The sequence below is a fragment of the Brevibacillus sp. SKDU10 genome (assembly GCF_001645205.1).
Lineage (GTDB): Bacteria > Bacillota > Bacilli > Brevibacillales > Brevibacillaceae > Brevibacillus_B > Brevibacillus_B halotolerans.
In genome coordinates this window covers 31,580-50,181 of record NZ_LSSO01000144.1, presented here as the reverse complement: position 1 = coordinate 50,181, position 18,602 = coordinate 31,580, and the positions used below count along the sequence as shown (strand labels likewise).

Annotated in this window: 5 protein-coding genes; all 5 read right to left on the bottom strand. The window is 41.9% G+C overall.

Annotated elements, in window-relative coordinates:
- Nucleotides 1-61: 61 nt before the first annotated feature.
- The 5 genes from AYJ08_RS09750 to AYJ08_RS09730 all read right to left on the bottom strand — a co-directional run bounded on the left by AYJ08_RS09750 (nucleotide 62) and on the right by AYJ08_RS09730 (nucleotide 18,577).
- Entirely contained in the window at nucleotides 62-1,075 is a 1,014-nt protein-coding gene (locus AYJ08_RS09750; RefSeq protein WP_064017561.1) for an aldo/keto reductase, read from the bottom strand.
- A gap of 134 nt (nucleotides 1,076-1,209) precedes the next feature.
- Nucleotides 1,210-2,691: a hypothetical protein gene (locus tag AYJ08_RS09745; RefSeq protein WP_064017560.1), complete on the bottom strand. Its 1,482-nt coding sequence runs from the start codon at nucleotides 2,689-2,691 to the stop codon at nucleotides 1,210-1,212.
- Between the two features lie 19 nt (nucleotides 2,692-2,710).
- Nucleotides 2,711-3,433, bottom strand: coding sequence for an ABC transporter ATP-binding protein (locus tag AYJ08_RS09740; RefSeq protein ID WP_031411071.1), 723 nt, complete (start codon nucleotides 3,431-3,433; stop codon nucleotides 2,711-2,713).
- A gap of 60 nt (nucleotides 3,434-3,493) precedes the next feature.
- Complete coding sequence (locus AYJ08_RS09735) at nucleotides 3,494-10,969, bottom strand: non-ribosomal peptide synthetase (RefSeq protein ID WP_064017559.1); 7,476 nt, start codon at nucleotides 10,967-10,969, stop codon at nucleotides 3,494-3,496.
- Nucleotides 10,970-10,996: 27 nt separating this feature from the next.
- Nucleotides 10,997-18,577, bottom strand: coding sequence for a non-ribosomal peptide synthetase (locus AYJ08_RS09730; RefSeq protein ID WP_064017558.1), 7,581 nt, complete (start codon nucleotides 18,575-18,577; stop codon nucleotides 10,997-10,999).
- Between the last annotated feature and the right edge of the window lie 25 nt (nucleotides 18,578-18,602).

The window sequence follows — 18,602 nt, the reverse complement described above, 5'->3', positions numbered from 1 at the left end:
ATGAAAATTCTATACAGAAATACCTTAGTCCATGAAGAAGAACTAAGGTATTTTCTTTTTTTTACAGAACTCCCATCCCCTGCCACTCTTCCTTAGTAGGCGGCCCCAATGTCGGATCATGGAATGGATCATGTAGAGATTCTTTTATGATTTGATCAATTTGCTCTAGATCTTGTGCTGAAAGAGACCATCCCATTACTCCAGATACCTCGTCTAACTGAGACGGCTTCCTTGCCCCCCAAAGAGATATGCTTACACCAGGGTGATCTAACGTCCAACGTACAGCCAGTTGTGCCGTTGTTTTTCCTTTTTCTTGAGCTATTTCTTTTAAGCGATCCACTGCCTGTAGATACTGATCAAAATATTCTGGCGCAAATAAAGGATATCCATGTCGTAAATCGTCTTCAGCAAACGTGGAGTCTTTCGTGAATTTTCCTGTCAACAAGCCTTGTGCCAATGTTCCCCACGTAATGGTATTAATATGATTCTTATCGCAGTAAAGGAAGGTATCCTTATGCTCTGTTTGAAGCAGATTAAGTCTGTTTTGGCTACTGTGAAGCGGAGCTATTTTTTGCCACTGTTCTATTTGTTCAATGGAAAGATTGCTTACACCAATCGCTCTAATTTTGCCTCCCTTATAAAGCTGTGCAAAAATTTCTGCTGTTTCTTCAAGCGGCAATCCCGGATCAGGCCAATGAAGCTGGTATAAATCAATATAGTCTACTTGCAAACGGCGTAGGCTATCTTCGAACTCTTGAAGAATACGCTCTTTAGAGGAGTTGCACCAGTAAACGCCTTCTTCTCCTACCCACTCTACGCCAGCCTTGGTGGCGATATGAATTTTGTCTCTTTGACCATGTTGCTTAATAGCCTTACCGCATATTTCTTCTGATAAACCAAATCCATAAATGGGAGCTGTATCTAACGTATTTATCCCGATATCGAAAGCACGATGGATCGCTTGAATGGCATCTTTTTCATTGGTGCCTCCCCAAGCCCAACCGCCAATGGCCCAGGTTCCTAATCCAATACGGGAGCACTTTAACTCAGATGAACCTAATTGTACATAATCCATAAAACGACCTCCGCTATCATATTTTTCACTCTTAACAGATAAGTAGACAAATGAAGTAGAACTCAACTTATTTTAATATTTACATTTTTGACCTTAAAAGTCAATTTATGACACAAAATTACATTATTCTCTTTTTATCTCGCGCTATAACGAACTCCAACCAGACTCAATAGCAAGGTAAGCAGCACGATTGTAGCTAGAATGGGAATGCCAATATTGATCCAATATAACCAAAGACATACGCCTAGATAAATCAAACCCATAATAGACGATACAATGGCAATTGGCTTTTTCGGGGATTGCTTAAGCATTTCCTCTTCTTCCGAGCCTTCTTTAAGATTAACTCCACCTCTTCCCTTCTTATCAAGGGAAGCTATACTTAATTGAACGATGATGGAGCCAAAGGTAAAGCCAAGAATAAGCAATCCACCTAGTAGCCACTCCATGAAAGAGAATTGCAGGACAATGGCTAGAATGAGGTGACCTATAATCGCTGGGGCTACCACCAAGAGCGAAGCTGTCATTGTTTTTGCCCAGAAAATCGTACTTCCCTTTACAGCCGCTACATAATAAAGAATGTAGTTTTGTTCTTCTAATTGGTAGAGAGCTGATACAACCTCACCAAAAACGAGTGCTGTAAGCAGGGAAACGAACAACAGGACATAATAGGCTTGGTTCGCTTCTGTTAAAAAGGAACTGGCCACACCCGACTTCGCTACCACTGCTCCACAGATAATGGCAATCACCCAAAACCAGAAGCGGATTTTTGTGATGGGGTTTCTTATTAAGAGCGTGATGTCTTTAAAAACGATGGCATCATGAGCGTTTTTGACCAAATTCGATAGATTTTCCTGTGTTTCTGGTCTGGTCCTATCTTGCGACTCCGCATGGTTCAGCCAGCTTTCGTAATAAAACCTTCCAATTTGTTCAGAGAATAGAAACAACGCTCCAAGACCAACCGCGAAAACGCACAAAACATATACCATAAAACGCTCTAAGCTTTGCCAAGCTTCTGGAGAAATTGTTTCAACCTCAATCAATGCCCAAACCAATAGGCCAATTAAAGCAACATAGGCAAGTGAGGAGATACCTACGAATGTTTTGACAATAATAGGGAAAAACCGCATGGTCAGAACCATTAAAAATCGGCTTAAGATGTCTGTTAACCAAATCATCAATAGAGAAACGGCTAGGAAGAACAAAACATACAGAACTCTTTCCATAGCAGAATAGCCAATCGTTAATGGAATAGCAATCATAATGGATGACCACGTGTACAGAGGTAGACTTGAAGTAGATTGCCCAAGGATCATCCGAAACGGAGAAACTCCCGATACATGGAACAAAGTCAGTAATCGATCAGAGTACATTTGTTGTGTCAACGTATTCATGCCACGAAGCAAACCGACAAAAATACATTCCCCTATGAGAAGCATCAATCTAGCACTAAGACTGGCATGTAAGAGAAGCTGCCCAAAATTCTCCGAAAAGTACATGGCAATAGCAATGGTTCCCAAGCCCACATAAATGATCCATTTAGAAGGACTATGGATAAAAAAGCGATTAAAGAAGGGTCTTGTGTAAAAGAAACTAATCCATTTCGTTTGTGCCCACATACAATTCTGTCACCTCCTGCTACTCGATAGCGGATAAAAAGATATCTTCCAATCGCCCTTCTTCATTGCCTGCCACTTGGCGCAATTCTTCCATGCTTCCCGTCACTTTGACTTTTCCTTTATGCAGGATGGAAATTGTATCGGCTAATTCTTCAACAATGTCCAAAATATGGGTCGTAATAAAAACAGTACCACCCTCTTCTTTGGCAAAATGTCGAATATAATTTTTCACTTCACGGGTCGCCTTTGGGTCCAATCCATTCGTAACTTCGTCTAATAGCAGGATTTTAGGGCGATGAATCAATGCGCAAGCAATCGAAACCTTTCGTTTCATTCCTAATGAGTATTCTTTAATAAGCTGGTCTGCTTTATCTGCCAGCTCAAAATGTTCTAACAACGTGTCAACACGTTTATTCATATCTTCGTCACTATCATAAAGAGCCCCCACAAAGCGTATCATCTCTCTGGCTGTCAATCCTTCATGAAGAAGTGGAACGTCTGGAGCATAGCCCGCAATTCTTCTTGCCTCACGATCCTGCCAAATATTGCGCCCTAGAAATAGAACCTCTCCCTCCGAAGGGTTCAATTGGCCCGTCATCATTTTAATTGTGGTTGTCTTTCCCGCTCCATTGCTACCTAAAAACGCATAAATATGCCCTTGAGGTACTTCTATATTTAGATGATCAACAGCATAGACCTCATTATACTTTTTCGTAAGGTTTTTTAGTTCAATGACTGCCATGGGTTCCCTCTCCTTCCTTTAGCTATTCATTTAGGCTGGGAACCAGTCGCTAGCATAGCGCTAACGACTAGTTCCTATCTTTTCAGTAACAGTATGATTAGGAGTAACAAACCCAACTTTGATCATATGCATAGCCAGCTTGCGCAAATACTCATCATCAGGAACAGGATAGGTAAACGAGGTATCCTCTAATAGCTGCAATGTCCTACTTGAATCGACTGCAACATTAAATTGTTCAGCATGCTCTACATCATCCAACATCGTGGTTAGAATCCCAGCCAAGAACAGCTTTTCATCACCCTGAGATATCATTATATCTAATTCACGTGTAACATCTTCTCGGCTTTGTACCCGTCTTGAAAAGCCAAGCTCTTCAAATACACGATACATATCATCGTATGTTACCAAGTGCGGATTTTGTAAATGGAAGACTCTTTCCTGAATTCCTTTGCTGTTGATGATGTGTACAATAGCTTGTGCACATGTATCAATAGGGGTTAGATCAACCATACCCTGCATAATCTCCTGATCAAAACCTCCAAGCTCAAGGAAGGCTTTCGATAGGAGATAAAACATATTTTCATTAATGTTTTCCTGAAACCATCCATCCTGAAAGCGTCCTGTTAAATTGCCAACCCGGTAGACACGTGCATCGAGTCCGTTTTCCATTCCGCCTACAATTACGGCTTCGGCTTCAAATTTACTTCTCAGATATACATTTGACTCATAGTTTTGACCAACATAAAAGTCCTTCTCGGTAAATTCTACAAGCTCTGTTGCTTCTTCAACGGTGGTTCCCGAAACGCTCAGGGTTGAAACATGGTGCATTGGTAATTTATTGTTCAAGCAAAAGGTAACTACTTGCTGCGTTCCATGTACATTTGCTCTTTCAAACTCTTCATAGTACCCGTAATGCTTCACCAATGCAGCCGTATGAATGACAGTGTCAACGATAGCTCCTAGCGTTTGGTAATGTTTTGCCTCTAATCCAAAGTTGGCTTGCGTAATATCACCGTGAATGATTTGGATGCGGGTAAACCACTCATCAATTTGGGAGCTACTGAACTGTGAGGAAAAGTAAAAATCAATTTTTTTACGTAGACGTTGCATAGCAGCTTCATCATTTTCTGCACGAATGACGCAAAGAATTGTCGCTTCTGTTTTTTGTAGCAGCTCATGCAGCAAATGAATACCTAAGAAGCCAGTGGAGCCGAGCAATAAAACATACTCCATCTCTTTTTGTCTATCGTGGACGGGTACTACCGGGATTGATTTCTTCTCACCCTTTTTAAAGACCGAGCCACTGCCAGACAGATTTTGATTTTCCTGCATATCAGATGCCTTGCTTGCTATTTCCTCAAGGTTCTTGCAATTATAGAAGTCTTTCATTTCAAGCTTCCAGTTAAAGGTGTGAACCTTAGCAAGAATTCTTAGAATCGTTAGGGAATGTCCGCCTAGCTCAAAAAGATTATCGGTAATACTTATTTCACTAGCTTCTAGTCCCAGAACCTCAGCAACAATTTCAACTAACTGTTTTTCAGATTCATTACGTGGAGCAACAATTTCTCTAGTCAGTTGCAAGCTGCCTTCTGGTTCTGGCAATCCTCGTTTGTCGACTTTACCATTGGAGGTAAGTGGAAGTTTGTCTAAGCCAATAAAATAAGATGGCACCATGTGTTCTGGCAAAGCATCTCTTACATGCTTGCGCAATTCTTTAACATTCCATTGGCCATGGGCAACAATATAAGCGCACAAGTATGAGCTGCCTTGCTCATTTCGCTTGGCTAGAAGAACCGTTTCACTGATAGCAGGATGCTCCAATATCCTTGTTTCAATTTCACTAAGCTCAATGCGATGTCCGCGAATTTTCACTTGTTCATCCTTGCGTCCTACATATTCAAGAACTCCATCCGGTAACCAACGAGCCAAGTCCCCTGTGCGGTACATTCTTTCACCAGGTCTAAATGGATTTTCAACAAATCGCTCCATCGTTAACTCTGGTAGATTAAGGTAACCGCGTGCCAATCCTTCACCGCTTACGCACAGCTCTCCAATGACTCCAATTGGCTGTAGCTTGTCATCAGCGCTTAAAATGTGGATCGTGGTATTATGTAGCGGTCGACCAATCGGTATAATCCCCCATTCCTTAATGCGCTCATCCACAGTGTAGGTTGTAGCAAAAACTGTTGTTTCTGTGGGACCATATCCATTCACCAATCGTCCATTTCCGAGGAAATCCAATGCCTTTTCCACATGCTTAAATGAAGCCTTTTCTCCTCCAAATGCTATTTTGCGCATGTTTTGGAGACTGCTTACATCCAGTTCCACTAATGCATTAAACAATGAGGTAGTCATAAACGATACAGTGATCTGCTGTTCGCGTATCAATGTAACCAAGTCTGTTGGATTCAAAATCACTTCTTTTGGTACCAGTACCAGCGTTGCTCCGTGTAATAACGAGCTGAATATATCAAAGGTAGAGCCGTCAAATGCATAATTAGATAACTGCAAAAGACGATCCTCAGTCGTTATCTCAATATATCCGTTATTGCATACCGTTTTGATAATGTTTCGATGAGTAGTCAGGTTCCCCTTTGGTTTACCTGTAGAGCCAGATGTGTACATGACATAAGCCAAGTCTTGCGGCTGATTGATCAAATCTATGTTAGCTACTTGTTCATCTCGACTTATCTTATCCTCTATTATCAAAACTTCTCCCTGATAACCTGGTGGAACCATGTCTCTGTGTTGTACCAACAATAGGTGAGTTTGACTGTCTTCAAGCATGTATTGAATTCTTTCGGTCGGATAGGTCGAATCGATTGGCAGATAGCCCCCACCTGCTTTTAAAATTCCAAAAATACCTACAATCATCGACAGCGATCGATCCGTAATTAGCCCTATTACCTGATTGGGTTGAACGCCTTCTCTTCTTAATACGTGAGCTAACTGGTTAAATTTCACATTTAATTGTTCGTAGGTAAACTGTTCCTCACCACATATAAGCGCGATTTGATCAGGGTTTTTGTCTACCTGCTCTTCAAATAATTCTTGAATTGTTTTTTCTCTTGGATAGTCGACTTTTGTCAGATTAAAGTCTTCAAGTAACATTTTTCTTTCGGCATCTGCTACTAACTCCAGATGGCCAATGCGAGCTTCCGGTTGCTCAACAATTTGCGCTAGCAGTTGTTCAAAATGACTTGCCATACGTTTAATGGTTTCTAGCTTAAAGCATTTGGTGCTGTATTCGATTGTTACATAAAGGGACTCTCCTTCTGCTATTAACCAGCTAAGAGAGAATTTTGCATTCTTTTGTCCCGTTTCATAAGGAAAAATTTCCAGATCACTCATGTGGAACTCAGATATTTCTATATTTTGCAAGGAAAACAAGGTATCAAATAGCGGATGACGACTCATATCGCGTTCTAAATCGAGTTTTTCAATCAACTCTTCAAATGGATATTCTGCGTTCGCGTATGCTTGGAATACGGTCTCTTTTACCTGTTTTAGATAGGAGAGGAAGGATTGATCCGCCTTTGGCTTGCCGCGCAAAGCTAATGTATTTACAAACATACCTATAATGTTTTCCAAATCAGCATGAGAGCGTCCAGCAATTGGAGAACCTACAATGATATCCTCCTGCCCGGTATATCTAGCTAAGAACACCTGATAAGCAGCGAGAAGCGTCATATATAACGTCGTGCCTTGGCTAGAGCAGATTTGTTTGACCTTTGCTAGAAGATCAGCATTAATTTCAAACGTCCATTCATCTCCGTCAAATTGCTGTATAGCAGGGCGTTGAAAATCTGTTGGCAATTCTAAGGTAGGCAGCTCGTCAGAAAAATGATGTAACCAATATTTTTCCTGCTCTTTTAATCTAGCTCGCTGCTCATCTGATTGTTGCCATACGGCGAAATCCTTGTATTGGACAGCGAGCGCTGGCAATGCTTCTCCCTGATAGAGTGTCATGAATTCCTGCAGGAACAGGTTCATAGATACACCATCTGAAATAATATGATGCATGTCCAAGCTCAAAAGATGATGCTGTGGATGCAAGCAAATTAAACGAGCTCTGAAAAGCGGAGCCTCACTTAAATTGAAAGGTCTGATAAATTCCTCCAGTTTTACTTGAACCTCTGACTCCACAGCTTCTATTACTTCTAAATCCCATGAAATATCTTTATTTACTTTTTGAACTAGATTTTCATCAATCATATGAAACGATGTACGGAGACTTTCATGTCGTAGGACCAGAATCTGTAACGCTTCTCTCAGCTTATCCAGATGCAGCTTTCCTTTTAGCTCAAACGTAAACGGTATGTTATAGCTCGTCGTTTCACTATCTCTCATTTGCTGTACAACATACATTCTTCTTTGTGCAAAAGAAACAGGATAATAAGGCTGTTCCTCCGCTGGCTGAATCGCTGTGTAAGCAGAACCGTTCATCTGATCTATGTAGGCAGACAGGTCTTTAACCGTTGGGCGAGCAAACATCTCATTTAACTGCACATCCACACCTAGCTCCTTGTGCATACGAGACACAAGCATCATCGCCTTCAGCGAATGTCCGCCTAATTCAAAGAAGTGATCTGTAGTACCAATACGCTCAAGTCCTAAAATTTCTTGGAACAGTTGAACTAGCTTTTCCTCCGTCTCTGTTGCAGGTGCCACATATTCGTTCATTCTTTGCCTATCAGGCACTGGTAACGCTCGCTTATCTACCTTTCCGTTTGCAGTAAGCGGCATTTTTTCCATTTCCATCATGTAAGCTGGAATCATATATTCGGGCAATGTTTCGATTAAATGCTCGCGTAATGAAGATACGCTCCAGGCCCCGGTCGCTACCACATAAGCGCATAGATAGGTATAACCTTGCTCGTCGTTTCGAGCCACGACAAGCGCCTCACTAATGGAAGGATGTTCAAGAAGCTTTGTTTCAATCTCACCTAACTCAATTCTGTATCCTCGAATCTTGACTTGCTCGTCAATCCTTCCCAGATATTCGATGCTGCCATCGATTCTCCAACGAACTAAGTCCCCTGTGCGATACATTCTCTCTCCAGGTACAAAGGGATTATCAACAAAGCGTTCTACGGTGAGTTCAGGCTGATTTAGGTAGCCTCTTGCAAGCCCTGCACCACTGACGCACAGCTCGCCAGGTATTCCGATCGGCTGAAGATGTCCGTTCTGATCTAAAATATAAACGCTGTGATTGGTGATCGGCTTTCCAATCGGGAAGACATCCTGCTCAGGATGCAGTTGACCGCTCGTCGTTACTACTGTAATTTCAGTTGGACCGTAATTGTTTATGATTTGATATGCTGTCTTTTTAACCTTTTGAGCCCGGTCACCGCCAATGAGTAACACACGTAATGTACTGCTTGTAAGCTCCATGAATTGTTCGGCTAATTGAGTAGGTAAGAAGCTAATCGTGATCGCATTCTTTTCAAAGTATTCATGCAGAGCATAAATATCCCCACGGCTCGATTCCTCTAACACATGAAGCGTAGCTCCCTGTATAAGCGGAGGGAAGGTTTCCCACACCGATGCATCGAATCCAAAGCCTGCCAATTTCGTGCATTGATCAGTCATTGTTACGCCAAATGCCTCGTTATGCCACATGACTAAATTAACCAAGGCTTGATGTTCAACCATAACTCCCTTAGGCAGTCCTGTTGAACCTGAGGTATAAATCATGTATGCTAAATCATTTGCGCTCGTAGCAAGCGGCAGATGGGTCGTACTCTCCTTCGCCCAGCTCTCTTCTGTTAACCATAAGGCACTTCCCTTAAAGTCCTGCGGCATATTCAACTGGGGCTGGATAAGTAATTGTTCCGCTTTGCTATCTTGTAGCATATGGGCGATTCTTTTTTCTGGGTAGGATGGGTCAATAGGAAGATAGGCCGCACCTGCCTTTAAAGTCCCAATCACCCCAACCAACATCTCTAGGGAGTGCTCTGCCATGATCGCTACGATCTCGTTAGGTCTTACCTTTCGTTTTCTTAGCACCCATGCCAATTGATTGGCCTTCTCATTTAACTGGCGATAGGTTAAGGACTCCCCTTTATAAACGACCGCGATCTGCTCCGGTGTCCGTGATACCTGCTCCTCAAATAACTGGTGAATGGTTTTATCCATTGGAAAATCTGACTTGGCTGGAGTTGAATAGCTTAATAGCTGATTCTTCTCCTCCTTGGAAACAATAGCTATCTCATCTATTTGAATATCTAGGTTATGAATGGTAGACTCGGCAATCTGTTGCAGGTGATTAAAGATATTATCAATAAAGCTTCTATGATAAAGATGCTGATTATAAGAGATTTTTACTAGTAACTCTGTATCAAGCTGAACTTGCACATTAAAATCAAAGTTGGTCTTCTCATGATCGTCTATGACGTTCACAACTTTCAATTCTTCTGAATCGGACTCGCTCGAATCAACGAAGCTGTCCGAGGCAATCGGGAAATTTTCAAATGCCACAATATGATGGATCAGTGCATGATTCGATCCGGTAACTGCTTGAATATCAGCCAATGTTAGATAATTATATTTTTCAGAGTTGACAGATGCCTCCTGAACCTGGATCAGCAATTCCTTGAAGGTTTGCTTATCCAATGTCCGAATGCGAACAGGAATGGTATTAATAAAAATTCCAACTATTTTTTCCACATCAGGAATCTCTGGTGATCTTCCTGAAATAACCGAGCCAAATATAGCTTCCTGAGAGTTATTATACTTTTGGAGCAGGATGCCCCACATTGTTTGAAACAAGGTACTTATTGTTACTTGGCAAGCTTTTGCTACCTGCACCAGTTCCTCCGTCAGCTTTTTATCAAAGTGGAAGGTTACCTTATCAATAGAGCATACTTCCTTCTCTCCCTTAGCATTTTGCTTAGGGATAACAGATGCCCCCTCGAAATCTTGCAGATATTCACTCCAATAGGCTTTTGCTTTCTCTTCATCCTGTTCTTCTAGCCAACGAATATATCTGCTGTACGGAATCGATTTCTCAGCAGGGATAGGTTGATTTGCCACGAAGCATTGATAAAAATAAAACAGCTCCTGGTACAAAATACCCGTGCACCATCCATCAATGATAATATGGTGGCTACTGATCACTAATTCATATTGTTTAGGTGCGACTTTTAATAAAGATAGCCGCATGAGGATATCCCGGGAGAGGTCAAAGCCCTCGTCCCGGTCCCTCTGTTTTGCTGCACGAAGAGCCTTTGCTTGATCCGACTCGCTCTTCATAGAGAAATCCTCATAATGAATCCTTGCTGTTCTCTCCTTTAACACAACCTGCATCGGCTCTTTTAATTTCTGATATAAAAAGATCGTACGCAGAACATCATACTTGCGAATCAGCTCGTTAAAGCTTTTCTCAAGAGATTCGACACATATGTCACCTTCCATTTGAAAAGTTGTCTGATCAAAATAGGCAAGGTTTTCTTTGTCTTTTAAGGTATGAAATAACATTCCTCGTTGCATCGGGGATAAACTATAAATGTCTTTGACGTCTGAGGTATTAATCAAGTTAATCTTCTCCTCCTCAGGATACCTTTATAGATTTTTAAGTGTTGTAAACACGTCGTTTAAGTCCTCTAAAGAAAGCTTCTTCGTACTAAAATCACTAGGTGTTCGCTCTGTCTGCTCGCGTTGAACACAATGATCGAGGACTGCTTTTAAATTGCTCTTATAACGATCTGCCAGACGTTGAATTGTCTCCTGTTCGTAACGTTTCGGATTATAATCAAAAGTAACATGCAACGTATTATTCATTACAAGGCAAGTCATATTAAGCGAGCTCGGATTTGCGTTCATTGGGCTTATCTGATCTCCTGTATTGATAAGGACTCCATTATCCGTCTCAGACTGACTAGCGGAATCTTCTCCCATCTGACCTAGGTAGTTAAAGCTTATGTGATGAGAACTTAATTGGCTCTGGCTTACATCAGACTGAGTCATGTATTGTAAGATTCCAAAACCAATACCATTATTCGGCACATTGCGCAGCGTTTCTTTTACATGTTTAATCACACTGGAGAGTTGATGCTCCCCTAATTCAAATAGGACTGGAGAAATGGTCGTAAACCAGCCAATTGTACGGCTCAAATCAATGCCTTCCACAATCGTCTCACGGCCATGACCTTCCAAATTCACTATGATATCGCTTTGCTGAGTCCACTCATTTATGGTAAGAACCAACGCTGTCAGCAATAAATCATCCGCTTTTGTCTTATAAGCATGGTGGGCATTCGCAAGCAAGTCTTGGGTTTCATTTATATCAAAGGTAAGCTGTACTTCTTTTGTATCTGCAAAAAGGAATGTATCGCTTGATTCCTTATCCGCAGGCAGCTCTCTTACCGATTTGTTCAACAACCCTTTCCAGTAGCTTGCCTCGTCTTGTAGCTTTTTGCTGCGAGCATACTCCTCCAGTTGCACAGCCCACGTCTTAAAGGAAGTGGTTTTCGCCGGCAGCTCGCCCTTTTGCTCATAAAGCGTCTGGAAATCCTCCAACAGGATGCGCCATGAGACACCATCAATTAAGAGATGATGTACGACAATCAGAAGATAATCGCCATATGCCGTACGGTATAAGCCAAGCTTTACAAGAGGGCCTGTTGTCAAATCAAAGCTTGCTTGGAGTTGATTCGCTTCTTGTTCGATGCGGCTTTGCCAGTCTCTTTCCTTGGTTACATCCACCTCATGCAGGGTAAAAAACTCTCCCTTGATACCCTGATTTTCTTGAATGATCTTCTCTCTAAACTGGTACTTCATTCTTAAGGCATCATGGTGTTTAACAATGGTTGTAAATGCTTGTTCTATTCGTTGACGATCCCAGCCTTGTTCATTCGGCAGAAGCATAGATTGATTAAAGTGATGTGGATGCACAAAAGGTTGTTCAAAGAACCAGGATTGAATCGGTGTAAGCGGCACTTCGCCTTCAATTGAATCTTGCTCAATCAAAGCACCTCTTTGTTCAAGGTAAGGAGCCAGCATGGAAATCGTTGGATTTTTAAAAATATGTCTACTATCCAATTTCCGATTATATTTGCTAAGTCTAGCTACGATTTGCAATGCCTTAATGGAGTCTCCGCCTCGTTCAAAGAAGTTGTCCTCTACCCCAATCGGTTTGAACTGCAGGACTTCTTCCCATACCTGAACCAGTATTTCCTCGTCCTGAGAAGAAGGGGCAACGATTTCATGGCCTGCTTGTGCTGATATGAATTCGGAAGGATCAGGTAATGCTTGTTTATTTACCTTTCCGTTTCCTGTCAATGGAATATGATCTACTTTAATAAAGTAAGCAGGAATCATAAACTCAGGCAGAGCTTTAGCCAAATGATGGCGCAAATCGTTGACTTTCACTTCTTTATCCTCGATGAAATAGGCGCATAGTGTCGTTGCTCCATGTGTATCGACTATTGGTACAACAACAGCTTCTGTAATCGAAGGATGCGTAAGTAATTGGCTGGTAACCTCCCCAAGCTCGACCCGATTTCCGCGTACTTTAACCTGATCATCCATACGACCGACATATTCGATATTGCCATCAGGCAACCAGCGAGCTACGTCTCCTGTTTTATACATACGCTCACCAGGTGCAAAGGGGTTGTTTACAAATTTTTCTTGTGTCAGCTCAGGACGATTCAAGTACCCACGGCTTAATCCAGCCCCTGCTATGCAAAGCTCACCTGGAACCCCGATTGGTTGCAGCTGTTGATTTTCATTGATGATATAGGCCTTTTGATTAGGGAACGGTTTACCAATCGTGATGCGCTTGTCCTCTGCTGTAATCACACCAAAGGCACTGCAAACAGTTGATTCTGTAGGGCCGTATCCGTTTATAAAGGTGCGATTTTGCCCCCAAGTTTGCACAATATCAAATGTGCAAGCTTCTCCGACACTAACTATGCATTCTAGAGCTGGTAGTTCCGTATAAGGTACGGACCTTAATAAGGATGGCGGCAATGCTACTGTTGTTATTTGATTCTCTAGCAAGTAAGGAATTAAATTGGTTAATAGCTCCTCTTTCTCTTCAATATACAAAGTTGATCCAGTTAAAAGAGCTGGAAAGATCTCTGCTACCGAGGCATCAAAGCTGCTAGAGGCAAATTGAAGGACTCTGCTTCCTGCTCCCATTTTATAGGGGTGAGAAATATGAATCAGATTATGTAATGAACGATGCTCGATCATTACTCCCTTGGACTTTCCAGTAGAGCCTGATGTGTAAATAATATAGGCCAAATCTGCAGGCTGATTCATACTAGATAAATCCGTATCATCCTCATGATAAATATCAGCTTGATCAACGAAGAGAACTTCCCCCGAATATCCTGTAGGTATTTGGATTTCTTTTTGGGTTAACAGCATTGCGGTCTGACTATCCTCTAGCATGTGCTCAATCCGATCAAGCGGGTACGTTGGATCAAGTGGCAGGTATGCTCCTCCTGCCTTCAATACGGCTAGGATACTAATGATCAACTCATGTGAACGATTAATCATGACCGCAATTATTTGATCACGCCCGACCCCATGCTCTCTTAATGTACGAGCCATCTGATTTGATCTTTGGTTAAGCGCACGATAGGTTAACTCCTGACCTTTATATACAAGCGCCACTGCATCAGGTGTCTTCATAGCCTGTTCTTCAAATCTGTTTTGGATTGCCTGATCGTAGGTTATTTTTGTTGGTTGATGATTGAATTCCTCTAAGATTTGGATTCTCTCATCTTCTGTCGTCAACTGAATATCAGCTAAACGAATTTGGGGATTTTCCATAATCTGCTCGATGATATGTTCAAAGTGTCCGATCATTCGCTGAATCGTATTGCGCTCAAATAGGCTTGTGCTATACTCCACGTTAATTTCTAGACCGTCTGCTTCAAATATCATCCAGCTCATGTCAAACTTGGTGTTAGTCCAGTCAATATCCAATGGTTCTATACCCCAATCGGGTAACTCCACGTGGGATGTCTCCAGATTTTGTACACCAAACATTGTGTCAAATAGCGGATGTCTGCTTGTATCCCTTTGAACCTTTACTTTTTCAATTACATCTTCAAATGGATACTCCTGATGACCATAGACCTCTAGCATTTTAGTTTTCACATTTGCTAAAAACTCTTCGAAGGTTTGCTCAGACTCCAACTGATTTCGGACTGCCAGCGTATTTACAAACATACCGACAGTGGACATGACATCTGGATGCGGTCGGTCCGAAACAGGCGTACCAACAATAATGTCGCGCTGATTCGTGTATTTGTGCAGAAGAACGTTGTATGTCGCAAGCAGTACCATATATAGCGTTACTTCGCGATTTTTCATGAAGGCTTTTACGCTTGCATGGAGATCACCGCGTAGGCCTTGGCTTACATAATCTCCTTCCAATCGGCGAATTGGTGGACGAGAATAATCAGTAGGCAGCTCCAACACCGGCAACTCTCCAGAAAATTGCTGCATCCAGAAATTTTCACTTTCTTTCAAACGATCCTGCTGGGACAATTGCCACACGGCGTAATCTTTATAGTGTATCTTCACTTCAGGTAACGCTTGCCCTTGATACAACTGGATAAGCTCCTGGAACAAGATCGTAGTCGATACGCCGTCTCCTACAATATGGTGTACATCCATCATAAGAATGTGCTCATCTTTATGAATCGTAAGAAGACCGGCTCGGAACAAAGGAGCTGTACTGATGTCAAACGGTTGGATAAACGAATCCTTTACTCTTGAAACATCATTGGCGCTGACGGTTTTCATGTCCATTTTCCACGAAACCTGTTCGTGAACCTTTTGAACTAGCTGCTCCTCGATCATATGAAAGGAGGTTCGTAATGATTCGTGCCGATCAATTAATGTTTGGAAGACCTTCTCTAATTTCTCAGCATCTACAGAGCCTTTGATTTTATAGAAAGACGGCATATTGTAGCTCGTACCCTGAGCCTTATCTTCCAATGCTTGAATGACATACATCCTTTTTTGTGCAGAAGAGACAGGGTAGTATTCCTGTTTTGCTGCGGGCTGAATTCCGACGTATTCTTCTTCATCCCGACCATCGATAAATCGCGCCATTTCTTTTACTGTCGTATGATTAAAAATCTCACGCAAAGGCAGATCAATCTTTAATTCCTTATAAATGTTGGAAGCAAGCATCATCGCCTTGATAGAGTGACCACCTAGCTCAAAGAAGTTATCCTCTATCCCTACTCGCTCCATGCCCAGCACCTTTTGCCAAATCTGTACAAGAGTCTCCTCAGTTGGGTTCGTTGGAGCAACATATTCGGTTTGCAGCTCTACTTCTTTTTCTGGTTTTGGCAAGGCTTTCTTGTCTATCTTGCCGTTTACTGTGACTGGAATCTTATCGACTTTTATAAAAAACGATGGAATCATATAGTCTGGTAACGTTTGACTTAATTCCTTACGTAAGGCTGAAACCTGCAAATCGTTGTCCGTCACCAAATATGCGCATAGGTATACCTGCTTTTGTTCTCCTGAACGAGCTAGAACCACAGCCTGCTTTACAGATGGGACTTGGTTTAGCCGAGCTTCAATTTCTCCAAGCTCAATCCTAAATCCACGAATTTTTACTTGGCCATCCATACGGCCTAAAAATTCGATTGTCCCATCCGGCAACCATCTAGCTAAATCTCCCGTTTTATACATTCTTCCGTTTGGCACATAAGGGTCGTCCACGAACTTTTCATCTGTAAGCTCAGGTCTATGTAAGTATCCACGAGCTACGCCTTCTCCACCTACGCATAACTCCCCAGGAACACCGATTGGCTGAATCTGACCAGATTGATCTAAAATATATGCTCGCTTATTAACGGTTGGCGTACCAATCGAAGGCTTATCCGTCATTTCTACACAATCACCAATCGTAGCATCAACCGTCGTTTCTGTAGGACCGTACGCATTTAAAAATGTGCGGTTGGCTCCCCAAATCCTTACTAAATCGGCCGGTAATTCTTCCCCGCCAGTACTGATAGTTTTGAGCTTAGGCAGTTTCGCATATGGTAATTCTTTCAGAACGCTTGGTGGAATAAACGGAATAGTCGTAATGCCAGCTTCGTCTAACCACTCCATAAAGGCGTGTCCGGATAGTAATTGCTCTTTTTTTACAAGATGCAAGGTAGCTCCCGTTAATAGGCTATGGAAGATATCACCAACCGAAGCATCAAAGCTTAAAGAGGCAAACTGCAAAACCTGGCTTCCCTGTGCTATTCCATAGATGCCTGCTGACAAATGCAAATTATGAACAGCACGATGATCAATCATGACACCTTTAGGCTGACCAGTAGAACCGGATGTGTAGATAATATAAGCTAAGTCGCTGGATTGATTCACAATCTCTAGATCTGAAGTCCGCTCGTGATACACCGTATCTTCCTCAAGATACAGGACATGCCCTTGATAGATAGAAGGGATTTCGCTCTGTTTAGTGGTTAACAGCCAATTGGTTCCACTGTCTTCCAGCATATATTGGATTCGGTCGAGCGGATATTCCGGATCAATTGGCACGTATGCACCGCCTGCTTTTATAACGGCTAGCACACCAACGATCATTTCCAATGAACGCTGCACCATAATTCCAACGAGCTCTTCCCGCTGAAGTCCCTTCATTCTAAGTGTCCAGGCTAATTGATTCACTCGCTGATTTAGCTCCTGATAGGTCAATTGTTGATCTTCAAATCGAAGTGCAATTGTTTCTGGAGTTCGTTTCACCTGTTCTTCAAACAGCTCAGGGAGCGTTTTTTCTTTACCAAAATCAACTATCTCCCCTTGGAAATCATTCAGGATTTGCTGGCGTTCCTCTTCTGTTATCATTGCAATTTCTTCAAGGCGCTCATCCGGATTCTTGATTACAGCCAGGGCCAGTTGCTTCATATGTTGGAACAGTCTTTTTACATTTTCGCTTGAGTACACGTCATCGTTGAATTGGAAGGCAATATCAAGCTGATCCTCATTAGGCCGAATCATCACGTTTAGGTCATAGCTTGTTTTCTCATAGGTTTTTATACTATCCATCGTAAATTCTTCTTCCTCAAAAGAACCTTCACTTATCGGATAGTTTTCAAAAACTAAGATGTGATCTAGCAATTGACCAGAAAATCCTGCATCAGTTTGAATATCTGCTAAGGATACAAACTCATACTGTTTAGACAATAGCGTAGATTCGTGAACTCTTTTTAATAAATGGCTAAAGGTATCATTCGTTTGTTTTTGAATACGAATAGGGACAGTGTTGATAAACAAGCCAACCATGTTTTCTACGCCATGGATTTCAGAGGGGCGGCCAGATACGACCGCACCAAACACAACATCATCCTTATTGTTATACTTTTGCAGCAGCATGCCCCAAATCGTTTGAAATAGCGTATTTACTGTCACTGAATAATGACGAGCGAGCTGAGTAAGTCCTGCCGTTATGTCTTTATCCAGTGTAAACGCGCATTCCTGCACCTCGTTATTGTGACTTGCATGCTTTGTATCGAGACGAATGATACCTGTTAATTCCTCATAGCCCTCTAAGTAATTTTTCCAGTAATCCCTCGCCTTTGTTACATTCTGCTTCTCAAGCCAACGGATATACTCGCTGTATGCAGGAACGCTCTCCACGGTAATCGGCATATTTTGACGATGCTGCTGATACATTCTGAACAAATCCTGTAACACAATGCCCATGCACCAGCCGTCCATTAAAATATGATGGAAGCTCCAAATCAAATGGTAGGACTCAGCACCAGCCTTCAAAATAGCGAAACGCATGAGAATATCCTTCGAGAGTTCAAATCCCTTTTCCCGATCCTGATTTTTAAACTCTTCAACATATTGACTCGCAGCTTTAGAATCTAGGTTAGAGATATCTTCAAAATGCACACTTGTTTTTCTTTCTTTTAAAACCATTTGCATGGGCTGGGTCATATTTTTATACAGAAAAACGGTTCGTAGCACATCATATTTGTTTATGAGATGCTGAAAGCTTGCTTCGAAGCTATCTACATATAGCTGTCCATTAATCGTAAAGTGCAATTGCTCAAAATAAGCCGTGCTTTCTTCTTTTAAATGCTGAAACAACATGCCTTTTTGTAGCGGAGATAATGTATAGATGTCTTTAATATTTGCTTTACTTAACATATAAAGCCTCCTAATGACATAACCA

Bases quoted from the DNA above. Each gene is read 5' to 3' on its own strand.
- AYJ08_RS09750 (WP_064017561.1), bottom strand. From the start codon at position 1,075: ATGGATTATGTACAATTAGGTTCATCTGAGTTAAAGTGCTCCCGTATT.
- AYJ08_RS09745 (WP_064017560.1), bottom strand. From the start codon at position 2,691: ATGTGGGCACAAACGAAATGGATTAGTTTCTTTTACACAAGACCCTTC.
- AYJ08_RS09740 (WP_031411071.1), bottom strand. From the start codon at position 3,433: ATGGCAGTCATTGAACTAAAAAACCTTACGAAAAAGTATAATGAGGTC.
- AYJ08_RS09730 (WP_064017558.1), bottom strand. From the start codon at position 18,577: ATGTTAAGTAAAGCAAATATTAAAGACATCTATACATTATCTCCGCTA.